12 protein-coding genes are annotated in these 16,231 nt (G+C 53.6%); 4 read left to right on the forward strand and 8 right to left on the reverse strand.

Translation table 11 applies throughout. The features are described 5' to 3' along the window. Nucleotides 1-35 precede the first annotated feature (35 nt). From OCU43_RS18305 to OCU43_RS18330, 6 genes are all read right to left on the reverse strand, one after another. Nucleotides 36-4,202, reverse strand: coding sequence for a YhdP family phospholipid transporter (locus tag OCU43_RS18305; protein ID WP_091357705.1), 4,167 nt, complete (start codon nt 4,200-4,202; stop codon nt 36-38). Nucleotides 4,203-4,204: 2 nt separating this feature from the next. Beyond that, entirely contained in the window at nt 4,205-5,689 is a 1,485-nt protein-coding gene (gene rng, locus OCU43_RS18310) for a ribonuclease G (protein ID WP_091357708.1), read from the reverse strand. A 195-nt stretch (nt 5,690-5,884) separates the two neighbouring features. Beyond that, on the reverse strand, nt 5,885-6,571 hold the full coding sequence (locus OCU43_RS18315) for a Maf family protein (RefSeq protein ID WP_091357711.1): 687 nt from the start codon (nt 6,569-6,571) through the stop codon (nt 5,885-5,887). 16 nt (nt 6,572-6,587) lie between these two features. Continuing rightward, nucleotides 6,588-7,076 (reverse strand): rod shape-determining protein MreD, encoded by a 489-nt coding sequence (gene mreD, locus OCU43_RS18320; RefSeq protein ID WP_091357713.1) that lies wholly within the window; start codon nt 7,074-7,076, stop codon nt 6,588-6,590. Continuing rightward, on the reverse strand, nt 7,069-8,025 hold the full coding sequence (gene mreC / locus OCU43_RS18325) for a rod shape-determining protein MreC (protein ID WP_261832947.1): 957 nt from the start codon (nt 8,023-8,025) through the stop codon (nt 7,069-7,071). Before mreC ends, mreD begins: the two co-directional genes overlap by 8 nt. 19 nt (nt 8,026-8,044) lie before the next feature. Continuing rightward, nucleotides 8,045-9,088, reverse strand: a complete 1,044-nt coding sequence (locus OCU43_RS18330) for a rod shape-determining protein (RefSeq protein WP_091357716.1) — start codon at nt 9,086-9,088, stop codon at nt 8,045-8,047. A gap of 156 nt (nt 9,089-9,244) precedes the next feature. Here OCU43_RS18330 and gatC point away from each other — a divergent pair, with 156 nt between their 5' ends. From gatC to gatB, 3 genes are all read left to right on the forward strand, one after another. Further along, nucleotides 9,245-9,532: an Asp-tRNA(Asn)/Glu-tRNA(Gln) amidotransferase subunit GatC gene (gene gatC, locus OCU43_RS18335; RefSeq protein WP_091357718.1), complete on the forward strand. Its 288-nt coding sequence runs from the start codon at nt 9,245-9,247 to the stop codon at nt 9,530-9,532. Between the two features lie 38 nt (nt 9,533-9,570). Then, the gene (gatA, locus tag OCU43_RS18340) at nt 9,571-11,019 is read left to right on the forward strand and encodes an Asp-tRNA(Asn)/Glu-tRNA(Gln) amidotransferase subunit GatA (protein ID WP_091357720.1); all 1,449 of its coding nucleotides are present in this window, start codon (nt 9,571-9,573) and stop codon (nt 11,017-11,019) included. An 83-nt stretch (nt 11,020-11,102) separates the two neighbouring features. Further along, nucleotides 11,103-12,560: an Asp-tRNA(Asn)/Glu-tRNA(Gln) amidotransferase subunit GatB gene (gene gatB / locus OCU43_RS18345; protein ID WP_091357723.1), complete on the forward strand. Its 1,458-nt coding sequence runs from the start codon at nt 11,103-11,105 to the stop codon at nt 12,558-12,560. Nucleotides 12,561-12,723: 163 nt separating this feature from the next. Here the strand turns inward: gatB and OCU43_RS18350 are convergent, their stop codons facing one another. Next, nucleotides 12,724-13,368, reverse strand: coding sequence for a TorF family putative porin (locus OCU43_RS18350; protein ID WP_091357725.1), 645 nt, complete (start codon nt 13,366-13,368; stop codon nt 12,724-12,726). A gap of 305 nt (nt 13,369-13,673) precedes the next feature. Between OCU43_RS18350 and msrA the strand changes: the two genes are divergently transcribed. Beyond that, complete coding sequence (msrA, locus tag OCU43_RS18355) at nt 13,674-14,144, forward strand: peptide-methionine (S)-S-oxide reductase MsrA (protein ID WP_091357728.1); 471 nt, start codon at nt 13,674-13,676, stop codon at nt 14,142-14,144. Between the two features lie 37 nt (nt 14,145-14,181). On the opposite strand, the gene OCU43_RS18360 is transcribed toward msrA, so the two are convergent. Further along, a complete protein-coding gene (locus OCU43_RS18360) occupies nt 14,182-16,209 on the reverse strand; it encodes an NADPH-dependent 2,4-dienoyl-CoA reductase (RefSeq protein WP_091357731.1) in 2,028 nt (675 codons plus the stop codon). Nucleotides 16,210-16,231 lie beyond the last annotated feature (22 nt).

A 16,231-nucleotide genomic window follows, 5' to 3' on the forward strand; every position in this document is an offset into this window, starting at 1 on the left:
TAGCGGTACCGGGCCCTGCGCCCCCTATTTAAGACCTATTTGAGATTGGTCGCCTCTCTGGCGGCCTCAGGCTTCTGCAGCAGTTCGACTTTCGGATCGCTCCAGTCCCCCTCCATCGTGTAAGTCACGGTGGCAAACTCTTTTTTAACCTCATCCCCGATCAGCTTATCCAGCAGAAATGCCAGTCCGGCGATCTGCGGTGCGCCCAACAACACGGCCGCCAGAGGTATGTTATCGGTTACCGGCAGTGTCACTGCCATCTGCTGATTCACTGTTTCGTTTACCAGGTCGATATCGCCACTCATCGCCATATCAACAGAAGGCCCACGCATCACAAAAGGTTCATTGGTCGACGCCACACCATCCGCCATGCGGTAATTCCCTTCCATCCGGTCAAAACTGACACCTTTGGCAAACAGATCAGCGAAATCCAGCTTCAGACGCCGTCCCAGCGCATTCATATTGAGAATACCAAACACCCGCAATATCCCGGTACCACTACCGGCCTCAATTAAGCGCCCATTGCGGGCGACAAACTTCAGACTGCCATCGGAACTGGCAAGCGCATATTCCCATGGAGCACCCGGCCATTGAAGCTGCAGATCAGCCTCGGTTTTTTCCGTTTCCAACACTTTGGCAAATCCGGCACTTTTCAGTGCCCGGCCGAGGTCCCTGGCTTCAATTCTGAGCGTCATCTCGCTTTGACTCGGCTTGCCCGGCCGCCAGACGATATCACCCCGGGCGCTGAGGTCTGTTAGCTGACCCACAATATTCTCGATATAGGTGTTATCGCCCCGGTTTCGCAGATTAAAACGCCAGTCTCCCCAGCGCTTCTCCTTCACAATCAGATCGCGAATATCGATATCCAGATCGGGCAACACCCCCGGCTGAATGGCGGCAACAACCTGCTCCGGAATTAATACTGCCTGTTGATCCTCAGCCTCTGCTCGCTGCGAGAGCAGTGCGTCAAGATTGAGCCGTTCAAACAGCAATTGCGGCGCAATCGCAGCACTATCCGGGACCGTCACCTGCAACTGAAGGTCGGCTCCCGAGACCCCTACACCCCAGCTGTCAGCACGACGATTGAGCGACAGCCTGGCATCCTTCATCTGCAGATCAGAATATCTCAGTTCCGACACATCGACGCCCCCCTGCACCGCAATCATCTGCCGTTGACTATCCCTGGCAACGGCTGAGGCAGAGGCAGAAGCAGAGCCGGTCATAATACCTGCCCGTTGTAGCATGGTATTCAGTTGTTCATAGTCCAGCCGGTTAAGACGGCCTGTGATCTCCAACCCCTCATAAGCGGTTGGTCGTGCATCCCCCATACCCAATACCAGTTGTCCCCGGCTAAACCGCCCCTGCTCAAGTTGCAGCCAGACGCTCAGCTGATCACCGGCTTTGATATTAAAGGTTTGAGGTGACTCAAAATCGGCGCGTAACAGAAAGGGTAAAGCCTCTCCCGGAGGTTTACTGTAGGGAGGAATGAGCTCGAGGGCTACCTGTTTCAGGTCTGACCGCACCGTCAGCCCGGAGCAATCTGCACGGATACAGATATCCAGATCGGCTTCATAGGGCTGATCTCCCTGAGCCACCGCCAGCATATCGATACCGCTCCACTCTCTCAACCGGGCCATCGTAATCGATGATTTTAACCCCACCGTAATTCTCTCAGCCTGCTTTTTCCCGGTTGTTTCAATCGATGCACTCAGTGGATGATCAAAAAACCTCCCCGTCAGCGACTTCGCATACAACCCGGCATCATTCTGATAGCCGATACGCCCCGCCAGTTTACTGATAGTCAGATCACGGCTTGCAGATACCAGTTTCAGGTCAGAAAAATCGCTGCTGACATCAACGGCCGGTTCCCCCCCATTCAAGGGGATCGTAAGCTTCAGACGGGTCTCAGCCGCACCACTGAGCTGCCAGCTCTGCAACTCATCGTTGCCGGCGCCCAGCACAGGGCTTTCCAGCAGGGTTTTGCCAATATCCGCGCTGTCGCCATTAACCGCGGCAATCAGATGCAGATCATGAGACGCAGGCGGCAGATAGACCCAGCCATGCTCTATTTTGCTATCCTGGATCAGCCCGTCACTGACGCTGATCGCCAGCCCCTGATCCCGCAGCAGTAACGAGGCATCGGCTGCACGGACTGCCGGCCAGCCAGGTTGATAATCCACCTCAGCCCCGGCTATATCCATAAACATCTGCACGGTCGGTGGCTGACGCGAGGGGATACTGCGGGTTCCGGTATGCAGCACAAATCCCCCCTGCTTCAACTGCCCCTGTTTAACAGACTGAACCACCCACTGTTTAATCCCCGGATCGATATCATGGTCTGGGATCAGTTCAGGCGCCAGACTGCCATCTGAGTTTGTTACGCCGATCAGCAGCGTCAGCTCACTCTGAATATCATGCTCCAGTGGCAGATAGAGACTCCATCGGCCACTGGCATTGATACCTGGTTTATGCAGTGTGACATGCTCACTACTCAGGTGCAGGGTATTGTTTGCCAGACTGATATGGGTGGTGCCGCGAGCGCTAGTGAACTCCCAGCCCTGATCAAACACCTCTGGAAAGTGTAGCCCCATCCGATCACTCTCCAGATCGATTCGCCCCTGTAAGCCCTCCTGCCCATGCTCCAGTTGCAGCAGTCCCGTCACTCCGGACATAGCCGGAGCACCGTACGCAGCGTTAAAGGCGACATCCTCAAGATCCCCTTGCAGGCTCAGCTGAGTCCAGTCCTGTGCCTTATCGTCAGGAGAAGCTTTCGTCTGCGGCTCTGTCAGCGCCTCCTCCTGCGTCACGATCACTGCTGTTTCCGGAGTACCGGTTTCAGCATTCAGGGTGACTGTACTTTGAGGGGCTGTACTTTGAGTGACGGTACCTTGCGAGACTGTCCTCTGGATTGCAGAACCCTGAGCGTCAACCAGCGGCGTTGCCGGGTTATTAACCCCAGAGCTATCCGGCTTGTCACCCTCTGAATCAGCATCCGCCGTTAGCGCCGATGGGGGTATGGGCCACTCAACCACCAGGTTACGGATTACTCCGGTCGGAGCAACCTCGTCCAGCACCGCTTTAAGAGGTTCCGACAGGAACGGCTGTTTGCCGATAAACTGACCGGCTGCAGTAATATCAAACTCCGCCAGCGCCAGCGAAGCGATCCGCCCCTGCTGACGGTTAACCACCAACTGCGGGAACGCCAGTGGCTGGTCATTAATCAGGGCGGAAAAGTCATCGATCTGCAACTGGAAGTTACGCCGCTCAGGCTGTAACAGAGCAAAGCGGGTGGTCAGGTCCTTTATCGACAGTTCAGGCATCGCCTGTTGCGCGGTGAGCAGCTGTAACCGTCCGGTATCGAGACCGCCAAACACCCGGGTAAGACGCCCTTCAGACCAATTCCCCCAGATCTCAGCTGCCAGTTCCAGTTGCTCAAGTGTCTCAGGTACCGGAAACAACTCCCGGGCAGCATCCAGCAGCGGAGTATCAACCCCTGCCAGTTTCAGATAAAAATCAAAGTTGGTGGTTTTCGGATCAAACTGATAGCTGTCCGATTCAATTCGTAGCGTGGCTGCTGCCTGGCGTTGCTCAAACGTCACCTGCAGTTCCCCGGCGAAATGGTGCTGGCGGCGACTGTTTTCCAGGTTAAACCGTTCACTCTGCAGCAACAGCTGTTTACCCGATGGCAGCGTCAGATCAACCTGAGTATCGTAAAAAAATATATGTGGCTGCAACCAGAGAGCTGCCAGGGGATCTGTGGCGGAATCTGACGCTGCAGAGCTTGCGTCGGTCGTCGCCGGATGAGGCCAGCGAACCAGTTTTACCTGCGTATGCAGCGACCAGATCTCCACCTTGCTGAGCACCGGCTGCCACTTGAGCAGACTACTGACAGGATTGAGCCCCAGCACCAGTTGTCCCAGTTCGATCCGACCAATATTGTGGGAACGATGATCGGCAATCACCACATTCTGCAACAACAGCCGGGGAAAACGGCCCTCCCAACTGGCATTAATTTCGCCAATAGTGACTTCGGTGTGCAAGCGACCACTCAGGTACTGTTCGATATCTGTGCGGTAATCCCAGACCCCGGGCAGAAGCTGTCTGACAACAACGGTTAACAGAGCGATCGTCAGGATGACGATAACCAGGACCCAGCCCAGCCAGCGATTTAACGCCCTTAATATCCGCCCGATAGATGACACAACTATTTCAGCACCACATCATACTGTTCCGGGCCATACATCGGTTCGACCTGAAAACGGATTGTTTTAGAGATGAAAGCCTCAAGTTCAGCCACGTGGTCGGAAAGCTCGTCCAGCAACATCGACACCACCTTGTCTGACGCCAGCACCAGATAGGAGTCGGTCTCATAAGCACGGTGCTGTCGCAGAATCTCTCTGAATATTTCATAGCAGACGGTTTCCGGTGTTTTCACCGACCCCCGTCCCTGACAATGTTCGCAGGGCTCACAGAGAATATGCTCGAGACTCTCCCGGGTCCGCTTGCGGGTCATCTCCACCAGCCCCAGCTCCGACACCCCGGTCACCTTGCACTTCACATGGTCCTTTTCCAGCACCCGTTCCAGAGTGCGTAACACCTGACGCTGATGGTCTTCATCCAGCATATCGATAAAGTCGATAATAATGATGCCGCCCAGGTTTCTCAGCCGCAGCTGACGACCGATCGCCGTAGCCGCTTCCAGATTGGTTTTAAAGATGGTCTCTTCCAGATTACGGTGTCCGACATAGGCCCCGGTGTTAATATCCACCGTAGTCATCGCTTCGGTCTGGTCAAAAATCAGATAGCCGCCGGACTTCAGTTCAACTTTGCGGCCCAGCGCTTTCTGAATCTCCTCCTCAATATTATAGAGGTCAAAGATAGGCCGTTCACCAGGATAGTATTCGAGGATGCCGCTGATCTCGGGCACCAGCGCCTCAGCAAACTGCTGAGAGCGTTGAAAGGTCTCTTTTGAGTCGACCCGGATACGCTCGATTCCGGCATGGGCCATATCCCGTAACGCCCGCATATTCAGGGGCAGGTCTTCATAGATACAGGAGGGTGCATTATACTCTTCAACTTTACGGGAGATCGATTCCCACAGACGGCAGAGAAACAGAATATCCTGCTTCAGTTCAGCTTCTGAAACCCCTTCTGAGACGGTTCGCAGGATAAAGCCCCCCACGCTGGCGTTCTGATCGCCCATCCCGGCCACCACCTCTTCAACCGCTTTACGCAGCCGCTCCCGCTCTTCACTGTCTTCAATCCGCTGAGAGATACCGATATGCTCATTGCCCGGCATATAAACCAGATATCGCGAGGGTATCGAGAGATTGGTGGTCAGGCGGGCGCCTTTGGTACCGAGAGGATCTTTGGTAACCTGAACAATCAGAGACTGTCCCTCACGCAGCAAACGATTGATGGTCAGGTTGCTTTTCCCATTGCCACCATTGCTTTCATCTTCGGGATGCTGCAACTCGTCCACATGGATAAACGCGGCCCGTTCGAGGCCAATATCAACAAATGCAGCCTGCATTCCAGGCAGTACCCGCACCACCTTACCTTTATAAATATTACCGACTATGCCCCGGCGCTCCGCCCGTTCAACATAGATTTCCTGTGGCATACCATTTTCAATAACAGCAACACGGGTCTCTATGGGGGTAAAGTTAATCAGTATCTCTTCGCTCATAATCCATCCCTAGGCGACCCTATCAACAGGCACCATCAGTCATCTCTGGTACTGTACCCTGAACCTGCAAGTACCCTTATCGTCATGAATTTAACAACACACCAATCCAGATACCCGCACAGAAAGCACACAGAACGCTTACCTTAAGAAGTAACAGACAGCACTCATATGATCAGAGCCAGCAGAGGCTGATCTCTACTGCCATACCGGGATACCAAATTTTTCCAGCAGCGCTGCCGTTTCTGCCAGTGGCAGGCCTACCACGGCCGAGTAACTGCCATTAATACTAGCAACAAAAACCGCGCCTAACCCCTGAATACCATATGCCCCGGCCTTGTCACAGGGTTCGCCGGTATCCCAGTAGCGCTCGCACTGAGTCAGACTCAATGTTCGGAACTCTACCTCTGTAGTGACTACCTGAGAGAGAATTCGTTCCCGGTTTGTTACTGCTACCGCCGTCATAACCCGATGCCGGGAACCTGACAGTTGCTGCAACATAACCAACGCATCTTCCCGGTTAACCGGCTTACCCAGGATCATACCATCACTGACGACTACCGTGTCGGCCCCCAGCACTATCGCTCCCTCTGCGGCTTCGGCCAACCCTGCGCAAGCTTTCTCCCGGGCAAGCCGGGCAACAAACTCCTGCGGCAGTTCACCTGGCCGGACAACCTCGGGGATATCAACCGGCCTGACACTACAACTCACACCAATCTGCTGCAGCAACTCTGACCGCCGCGGTGAAGCAGATGCAAGCACCAACTGAGGGGGATGGTTAGTCAAGGCGCCATTTAAAACGTCACCGCATTCGGAAGTGCCGTCGTCAGCAGCCGTATTTTTAATCTCAGCAACCTTAGTATCCGGGTAATCAGAATCAGTCATAGCAAGTATCACCAGCTCAGGACACCCTGAAAGTCCGGCGTAACCCTCTCAGAACAACAAACAGCCAGGGCCACAAAACAGCGCTCATCAGGGCTGGCAGCAGAAAGATCAGGCTGTCGCTGCGAGTTCCCATAAAGCTGTGAACCCAGTTAAAGATCAACTGATTTATGCCCACCAGCACCATCACCATCACCGCTTGCTGCACCAGAGGGAACATCCGCAACCGTTTATATAATAGCAATGTCAGGTAAGCGATAATCAGCAGTGACAGCATATTCAACCCCATCGGGCTGCCCTTGATCAGATCAAGTCCCAGCCCCACCAGGGCAGCAGTCCCCAGTCCCACCCGTTCCGGCAGCGCCATCACCCAGTAGATAAGAATCATCGCTACCCACTCAGGCCGGAACCACTCGGCAAATTGCGGCAGGGGCATCTGGCTGAGCATATAGCCCACCAGAAAGGTGGCCAGGATAATCGATCCGCCACCGCCTCCCTGATTATTCACCCTCACTCTCCTGCACGTCGATACCGGCCTGCTGAGGCTTTAGTTTCTCAGTGTGTAACGGTTTATCTTCGGGAGGCAGCTCCGGCGCTTGCGGCATATCTACCAGCAAGATATGGCGACTCTTATTCAGCATGGCGGCGGGTTCCGCTTTGACCAGCGCAAACGGCTCACCCGGATCTCTTTGTACACTGACCACCTTAGCGACCGGATAGCCCCGCGGGAAACGTCCACCCAGCCCGGAAGACACCAGCAGGTCGCCTTCACGAATATCGGCGGTATCAGGCACATGCACCAGCTCAAGCTGATTCACAGAACCATTTCCCAGCGCAATGGAGCGAAAACCATTGCGATTGACCTCAACCGGGATGGCGTGTCGCGAATCGGTGATCAGCATCGCCCGGCTGGTATAGTGACTCACCTCAACTACCTGTCCCATAATACCACCGGAATCCAGCACCGCCTGACCAACATAGGCATGATCTTCTGAACCCCGGTTAAGGATAATCTGATGTTGAAATGGATCCGGATTGACACCAATCAGCTCGGTGAGGAAAACATCCTGTTCGAGTCGCTGACGACCATTGAGCAACTCCCGCAGGCGAACATTCTCTGCGGTGAGCGCAGACACCTGCTGCACCCGCTGCTTTAACAGCAGGGCCTCCTGGCGCAAACGGCGGTTTTCATCGGCCAGCTGGCTACGGGTCACCAGAACATCACTAAGATCATCAGCCACCTGCGCAGGCGTATCAACAATCCATTGCAGTGGCGTGATCAACAGCGACAGGTAGGAACGAGTCTGATGCATACTGGCCCATTTAAGGTCCAGTACAATCAGCACCAGCGATAACAGTAACAGAACGACAAAACGGGCCCGTAAGGACCCGTTGCTAAATATACTAGCGATGGAACACCTCCAGCCGGAACTGCTCCATCTGAGCGGGTAAATCAACCATTCAGATCATTCAGACTTATTCAAAGGTAAGCAATTCAAAGGCATGCTTATCCAGCAATTCCAGAGCACGACCACCACCGCGGGCAACACAGGTCAGTGGATCATCAGCAACGATTACCGGTAAACCGGTCTCCTCGCTGATCAGCTTATCCAGGTTACGTAATAATGCACCACCACCGGTCAGCACAATCCCCCGTTCTGCAATATCAGATGCCAGCTCTGGAGGACACTGCTCCAGCGCACTTTTAACCGACTGCACAATCGCCGAAAGAGGTTCCTGCAGCGCTTCCATAATCTCATTACTGTTAAGCGTAAAGCTGCGGGGAATACCCTCGGCCAGGTTACGCCCGCGCACATCAATTTCAAGAGTTTCAGAGGTCGGATAAGCAGTTCCGATCTCCTGTTTAATCCGCTCCGCAGTGGCATCACCGATCAGGCTGCCATAGTTACGGCGGATATAGGTTACAATCCCCTCATCAAACCGGTCACCACCGACCCGTACTGATTCCGCATAGACGATACCATTGAGGGAGATAATAGCGATCTCAGTGGTACCACCACCGATATCCACCACCATTGAACCATTCGCCTCATCAACTGGTAATCCAGCGCCAATAGCAGCAGCCATCGGCTCTTCAATCAGATACACTTCGCGGGCACCGGCGCCCATGGCTGACTCTTTGATAGCCCGGCGCTCAACCTGAGTAGACTGACAGGGAACGCACACCAGAACCCGGGGGCTGGGGGTTAGAAAACTATTACCATGCACTTTACTGATAAAATGCTGCAGCATCTTTTCAGTGACATGGAAATCTGCGATAACGCCATCTTTCATGGGCCGGATTGCGGTAATATTTCCCGGAGTACGACCTAACATCCGTTTGGCATCAGTACCGACTGCGGCTACGGTTTTCTGCGCCCCATTGCTGCTTTGACGAATAGCAACAACTGAGGGTTCATTCAGTACAATGTCTTTATCGCGAACATAAATAAGGGTATTGGCAGTGCCCAGATCAATAGAAAGGTCACTGGAAAAAAGCCCTCGAATCTTCTTAAACATCGGTTGTCCGCCTTAGATTGTGCGACTGCACATTCACTTGATCAAAAAAACAGGCCCACTGTAGCAATGGCGGGGATTTTGGGCAAGCTGCAAATGTGTTAACGTAGCGCTTTATTTAGTTATCAGACCAAATTCCATAGCAATGAGAATCCAATAATGTCTTTAGACCGCACAGACGTCGAAAAGATCGCTCATCTGGCAAGATTAAATATCGCCGAGCAAGATATTCAGGAATATGCTGAAAATCTCAGCAATATTCTTGACCTGGTCGACCAGATGCAGGCCATCAACACCGATGATATCGCCCCGATGGCACACCCGATGGACGCCATTCAGCGTTTACGTATTGATGAGGTGAGCGAAGGAAATCAGCGCGATCATCTTCAAACCGTGGCCCCGGCCGTTGAAGCAGGACTGTTCCAGGTCCCTAAAGTGATCGAATAATTTCGGACCAGACACCCGTTTAAGGATTTACACACGTTATGTTAGAAAAGACACTCGCCGGACTGGCGCAGGGGTTAGCCGCTGGTGAATTCAGCAGCGTTGAGCTGACCCAGAGCTACCTGGACCGGATCAAGGCTGAAGATGGCGCTTTAAACAGTTTCATCACCGTTACCGAAGAGCAGGCGCTAAGCCAGGCTCAGGCGGCTGACCAGCGCCGCGCCGCTGGTGAAGCAGGCCCCTTTACCGGTCTGCCAATCGCCCACAAAGATATTTTCTGCACCGAAGGGGTTCGCACCAGCTGCGGATCTCGGATGCTGGATAACTTTATCTCGCCCTACAACGCCACGGTGATTGAAAACTTCAACCGTGCCGGCGCGGTGAGTCTGGGCAAAACCAATATGGATGAGTTTGCCATGGGCTCCTCCAATGAATCCAGTTTTTATGGACCGGCCCGCAACCCCTGGAACACCGAGTGTGTACCGGGGGGTTCATCGGGCGGCTCAGCAGCGGCCATTGCTGGCGGCCTGGTACCGGGTGCCACAGGCACAGATACCGGCGGATCGATTCGCCAGCCTGCCGCACTGTGCGGCATCACCGGACTGAAGCCCACCTATGGCCGGGTCTCCCGTTACGGCATGATCGCGTACGCCTCTTCACTGGACCAGGGCGGCCCGATGGCCCGCACCGCTGAAGACAACGCAATCATGCTGAATGTGATGGCCGGATTCGACCCCAAAGACTCCACCAGCATCGATAAAGCGGTGCCGGATTATACGTTGACACTGAATGACTCTCTCAAAGGGCTGAAAATTGGTCTGCCTAAAGAGTACTTCTCCGATGAGATCGATCCGCAGATTACGGCTCAGGTTCAGGCCGCCATCAAAGAGTTCGAAGCATTGGGCGCAACGGTCAAAGAGGTAAGCCTGCCAAACAGTCACCTGGCTATTCCGGCGTACTATATCATCGCTCCGGCAGAAGCCTCCTCCAACCTGTCACGGTTTGATGGTGTCCGTTACGGCTACCGTTGCAACGATCCGGTTGACCTGGAAGATATGTATAAACGCAGCCGCGGTGAAGGGTTTGGTGAAGAGGTTAAACGCCGCATCATGGTCGGCACCTATGCCCTGTCCGAAGGATTCTATGATGCCTACTATAAAAAGGCTCTGCAGATCCGCCGCCTGATCCAGCAGGATTTCGTTAACGTGCTGGCGGAAGTCGATATCATCATGGGGCCCACCACGCCACATCCGGCGTTCAAACTGGGGGAAAAAACCTCAGACCCGGTGGCGATGTACATGGAAGATATTTTCACCATCTCCCTGAACCTGGCGGGCATGCCCGGCATGTCGATCCCCTGCGGATTTGCCAACGGACTTCCTGTCGGCCTGCAACTGATCGGCAACTATTTTGCTGAAGAACGTCTGCTGAATGCTGCCCATCAGTTCCAGCAAGCAACCGACTGGCACCGTCAGACTCCGGCCCGCTAAGCAGCGGACAGAGGCGAAACAGAATATAACGTAGCAGCGCTCAGGCAATCACCTTAAAGCAGCTGCACTAAGAGGTTTACAAAATGGAATGGGAAGCAGTCATCGGGCTTGAGATTCACGCCCAACTGGCGACTAAGTCCAAAATTTTTTCCGGGGCCAGCACCGCGTTTGGCGCTGAACCCAACACACAAGCCTGTGCCGTCGATCTGGCACTGCCAGGCACTCTGCCGGTATTTAACGCTGAAGCGTTACGGATGGCGGTTTTGTTTGGCCTGGCAATCGATGCTGAGATCGGCTACACCTCGGTGTTCGACCGGAAAAACTATTTCTATCCTGATCTGCCCAAAGGCTATCAGACCAGTCAGCTGTTCCACCCAATTGTGGGTATCGGCCATGTAGATATCGAGCTGGAAGACGGCACCACCAAACGGGTTGGCGTCACCCGGGCACACCTGGAAGAGGATGCCGGTAAATCACTGCATGAAGAGTTCCCCAGCATGACCGGTATCGACCTTAACCGGGCCGGAACCCCCTTGCTGGAGATTGTCTCCGAGCCGGATATGCGCAGCGCTGAAGAGGCGGTCGCGTACGTTAAAAAGATCCACTCAATCGTTACCAACCTGGGCATCTGCGACGGCAACATGTCCGAAGGCTCTTTCCGTTGCGACTGTAACGTGTCAGTGCGCTACAAGGGCGAGGAAAAGTTCGGCAACCGCACCGAAACCAAGAACATCAACTCTTTCCGCTTTATTGAGAAAGCGATCAAGGGCGAGATCGAACGGCAGATTGATCTGCTGGAGGATGGCGGAACCATCACTCAGGAAACCCGCCTCTATGATGCCAATAAAGATGAAACCCGTTCGATGCGCAGCAAAGAGGAAGCAAACGATTACCGCTACTTCCCCTGCCCTGACCTGCTGCCGATCGTCATCGATGACGAGTATGTAGAAAAACTGCGCAGTACCCTGCCGGAGTTGCCGGATGCCCGTAAGGCCCGCTTTATCGAGCAATATCAGTTGAGCGAATACGATGCGATGGTGCTGTCAGCCTATCGGGACCTGAGCCACTATTTTGAAACCACCGCCAACATTGCGGATGATGCCAAACTGGCCGCTAACTGGGTGATGGGCGAGCTGTCAAAACATCTCAACCAGAATGATACCGATATCACAGCATCTCCGGTCACCGCCGAAATGCTCGGTGGTTTGCTGCTTCGGATTAAAGACAACACCATTACCGGCAAAATAGCCAAGCAGGTGTTCGAGGCGATGTGGGCTGGCGAAGGCAGCGCAGATGAAGTGATCGAAGCGAAAGGTCTGAAACAGGTGACCGACACAGGTGCCATCGAAGCGATGGTCGATGAAGTGATCGCAGCGAATCAGCCTCAGGTTGATCAGTATGTCAGTGCTGAGCCCGATAAGCGCGGCAAGATGATCGGCTTCTTTATGGGCAAGGTGATGCAGGCGTCGCAAGGCAAAGCGAACCCGGGGCAGGTTCAGGGCCTGTTGAAACAGAAGCTCGATGCATTAGCCAACAGCTGATCATCAATAACACTCTTGAAAGCCGGTCAGCGCTCACAGTGCTGCCCGGCTTTTTTAATGCAAAAGGCAGAGAAAAAAATACCCCGACATCGCTGCCGGGGTAAAACCAGTTTACGTTAACGACTGAGGAGAGGCGCAAAGCACTCCCTTTAAACCAAACTCTTTAGAACAGATCAAAGCTCTTGCTGATGGTAAAGGTCAGTTTGTCGGTATCACTGACCCAGGCATTGGCAGAGTTATCATCATCCGGGAAGATCGCCGCAACTGACATATCCAGCCCTTCATAGGTCATACCATAGCCTGCTTCAAAATAGGAGCCATCGACATCATCACCGTAAACACCGTACGTCAGATAAGCCCCCTCATACTCACCTGTGATACTGGCAAAGGTGTAATCCACATCAGGGGCGCCGGACTCATCCAGTGTACCAATATTGTATGATACGGAGATCGGCCCATAACCCGCGCTCAGATTGTATTCAAAGTAGTCACCATCATATTTGTCATACAGATAGGCAATAACGCCAACACCATAACTAAAATCTTTATAGGAGCCGTTATAACCACCATACAGGTCATATTCCAGATCACTTGGCAGGGATGCCAGCCAGGTGCCCGCATAGAAGCCCATATCGCTTTCGTAATCCAGCCCTCCCATCATGCTGGCATTACCTCCATCACCGGACTGATCCAGACCGCGGAACCAATAGTCACTCATGGCACCGACGTTTGCCGAAACGCCGGCAAAACTGGTAGCAGAAACGGACAGCAGAGCAGAAGCGATAAGCGTTTTAGTAAACTTGTTCATTGACGTTCCCCTTACAGATAGTCTTTTTGCAGAGCAAAAGAGTTATTAACTGAACAAAGCATAGCAAGCAGCACGCCAATAACGTGCCAATTGATTATTTTTCATAGGGTTACATAAGATCAGTCTGAATCAGCCGCAGAGAAAGAGAACCATAACAGCGCGCCCCATGCTGCGCTGCACCATTATTTAACATGAGTGTCATATTTATTTTTTTTGAAATAAAAATGATCCCAAAAGGTCAAAATCCGTCTAACATCTATCTATAGGTGAAGATCAATCGTTCAGGAATAAACAGGAGCAGTAGCATGCCAACCGCAACATTTGCAGCAGGATGCTTTTGGGGAGTTGAATCACGCTTTGCCAGCACCCCCGGGGTGACGTCAACCGCCGTCGGTTACATGGGCGGTCATACAGAGAACCCTACTTACCGGGATGTTTGCAACAAAACAACCGGCCACGCCGAAGTGGTGCAGCTGGAGTTTGACGATCAGAAGATAAGCTATGACACCCTGCTGGATATTTTCTGGCAGATGCACGACCCAACCACTCTCAATCGTCAGGGGCCGGATATCGGAGATCAGTACCGCTCAGCCATTTTCTATCATAATGATCATCAGCGCATTATGGCGGAACAAAGCAAAGTGGTGCTGGATAAAAGCGGCATTTTTGGTAATCCGATCGTTACCGAAATTACCCCCGCAGCGCAGTTCTGGCGGGCAGAGGAATACCACCAGCAATACCATGCCAAAAACGGCCGCGGTGGCTGTTCTATCTGAGATAAAACCGGGAAACACCCGGTTTTATCGATGGACCTCAGATCGTTGACGCTAACCGGGTGCCCTGATCTATCGCCCGCTTAGCATCCAGCTCGGTTGCCAGATCTGCTCCACCAATCAGGTGATAGGGTTTATCCAGCCCCTGGGCCAGCTCCCGCAGAGACTCCTGGCCGGCACAGAGGACGACGTTATCCACCTCCAGCAGCCGCTCTTCACCGTTCACTTTAAGGTACAAACCCGCCTCGTCGATACGCTGATACTCACAACCGGCGATCATCTCCACCTGCCGCTTTTGCAGGCCCAGACGGTGAGCCCACCCGGTCGTTTTACCCAGTCCATTGCCCACTTTAGAGGTTTTACGCTGTAGCAGCCAGATCTTGCGCGCAGCAGGCTCCGGAGCCGCCTCAATACCCTCCACACCGCCCCGGGCTTGCAGTCTCATATCTACCCCCCACTCGCGCATAAAGGCGGGAATATTCTGGCTGGTTGATACCCCCTGATGGGTCAGATATTCACTGATATCAAAACCGATCCCTCCGGCACCGATCACCGCCACCCGGGCCCCAACTCTTGCTCCCCGGATAACATCCAGATAACTCAACACTTTTGGATGATCCCTGCCTTCAATATCGGGAACCCGGGGGATAATACCCGTCGCGATAATCACCTCATCAAAATCGCTCTGTTGCAGCTCATCTACCGTTACCCGGTGCTCCAGTTTGAGGCGAACGCCGTCCAGCTCAATGCGACGTTTGAAATAGCGCAATGTCTCATTAAACTCCTCCTTACCCGGAATCTGTTTGGCGATATTAAACTGCCCGCCAATCTCTGATGCCGCGTCAAACAGGGTGACCTCATGCCCCCGTTGTGCAGCGGTTGTGGCAAACGCAAGCCCGGCTGGTCCGGCACCGATGACCGCCAGCTTTTTAACCTTAGCCGCAGCCGTTATGATCAGTTCAGTTTCATGACAGGCGCGCGGGTTCACCAGACAGCTGGTCAGCTTGCCGGCAAAAATATGGTCCAGGCAGGCCTGATTACAACCAATACAGGTATTGATCTCATCACTGCGTCCCTCTTCCGCTTTGCGGATAAACTCAGGATCGGCCAGAAACGGACGGGCCATCGACACCATATCCGCATCTCCCCGGGCCAATACCTGTTCAGCCACCTCAGGCATATTGATCCGGTTTGAGGTGATCACTGGCAGCGAAAGGGCCTGACGGACTTTAGCGGTTGCCCAGGTAAACGCGGCTCGGGGCACTTTTGTTGCAATGGTCGGAATCCGCGCTTCATGCCAGCCGATTCCGGTATTGATAATCGTTGTACCGGCCTTCTCTATCGCTTTCCCCAGGGTAACAATCTCTTCATAACTACTGCCCCCCTCCACCAGATCCAGCATCGATAGCCGAAAAATAATAATAAAATCGGTTCCCACCCTCTGCCGGATACGCTGCACCACCTCTACCGCGAAGCGGATCCTGTTGTCGTATTCGCCCCCCCACTCATCATCCCGGTGATTAGTACGGCGGGCGATAAACTGGTTAATAAAATAACCCTCAGAGCCCATTACCTCGACGCCATCATAACCGGCCTGCTGCGCCAGCCCGGCGCAGCGAGCGAAATCCTCGATCTGTTGCTCAATCTCGTCAGTGGTCACTTCATGGGGTGGAAAGGGGTTAATCGGTGCCTGCAACGCTGATGGGGCAACCAGTTTCGGGTTGTAGGCGTAGCGCCCGGTATGCAAGATCTGCATGCAGATCTTACCGCCTTCCGCATGCACTCTGTCGGTGACAATCCGGTGGTTATCTACATCTTTCTGACTCACCATCATCGCCCCACCAGCAACGACACCCCCTTCAGGGTTAGGCGCAATACCGCCGGTGACAATCAATCCAACGCCGCCTTTTACCCGCTCAGCATAAAAGGCCGCCATCCGTTCAAAGCCGTTCGGAGCTTCTTCAAGGCCAAGGTGCATCGAGCCCATCAACACCCGGTTTTTCAGCGTGGTGAACCCCAGATCAAGCGGTGCGAACAGATGGGGATAATCGGTTGAAGGGGTTGTCATGCAGAATTCCTCTCTATTTATT

Origin of the sequence: Amphritea atlantica, assembly GCF_024347255.1 — a bacterium.
Taxonomy (GTDB): Bacteria; Pseudomonadota; Gammaproteobacteria; order Pseudomonadales; family Balneatricaceae; genus Amphritea; species Amphritea atlantica.

What these genes read in the sequence shown, in the direction of transcription:
- rng (WP_091357708.1), bottom strand. Translation starts at nt 5,689, where the DNA reads ATGAGCGAAGAGATACTGATTAACTTTACCCCCATAGAGACCCGTGTT.
- OCU43_RS18315 (WP_091357711.1), bottom strand. Translation starts at nt 6,571, where the DNA reads ATGACTGATTCTGATTACCCGGATACTAAGGTTGCTGAGATTAAAAAT.
- OCU43_RS18330 (WP_091357716.1), bottom strand. Translation starts at nt 9,088, where the DNA reads ATGTTTAAGAAGATTCGAGGGCTTTTTTCCAGTGACCTTTCTATTGAT.
- gatC (WP_091357718.1), top strand. Translation starts at nt 9,245, where the DNA reads ATGTCTTTAGACCGCACAGACGTCGAAAAGATCGCTCATCTGGCAAGA.
- gatA (WP_091357720.1), top strand. Translation starts at nt 9,571, where the DNA reads ATGTTAGAAAAGACACTCGCCGGACTGGCGCAGGGGTTAGCCGCTGGT.
- gatB (WP_091357723.1), top strand. Translation starts at nt 11,103, where the DNA reads ATGGAATGGGAAGCAGTCATCGGGCTTGAGATTCACGCCCAACTGGCG.
- OCU43_RS18350 (WP_091357725.1), bottom strand. Translation starts at nt 13,368, where the DNA reads ATGAACAAGTTTACTAAAACGCTTATCGCTTCTGCTCTGCTGTCCGTT.
- msrA (WP_091357728.1), top strand. Translation starts at nt 13,674, where the DNA reads ATGCCAACCGCAACATTTGCAGCAGGATGCTTTTGGGGAGTTGAATCA.
- OCU43_RS18360 (WP_091357731.1), bottom strand. Translation starts at nt 16,209, where the DNA reads ATGACAACCCCTTCAACCGATTATCCCCATCTGTTCGCACCGCTTGAT.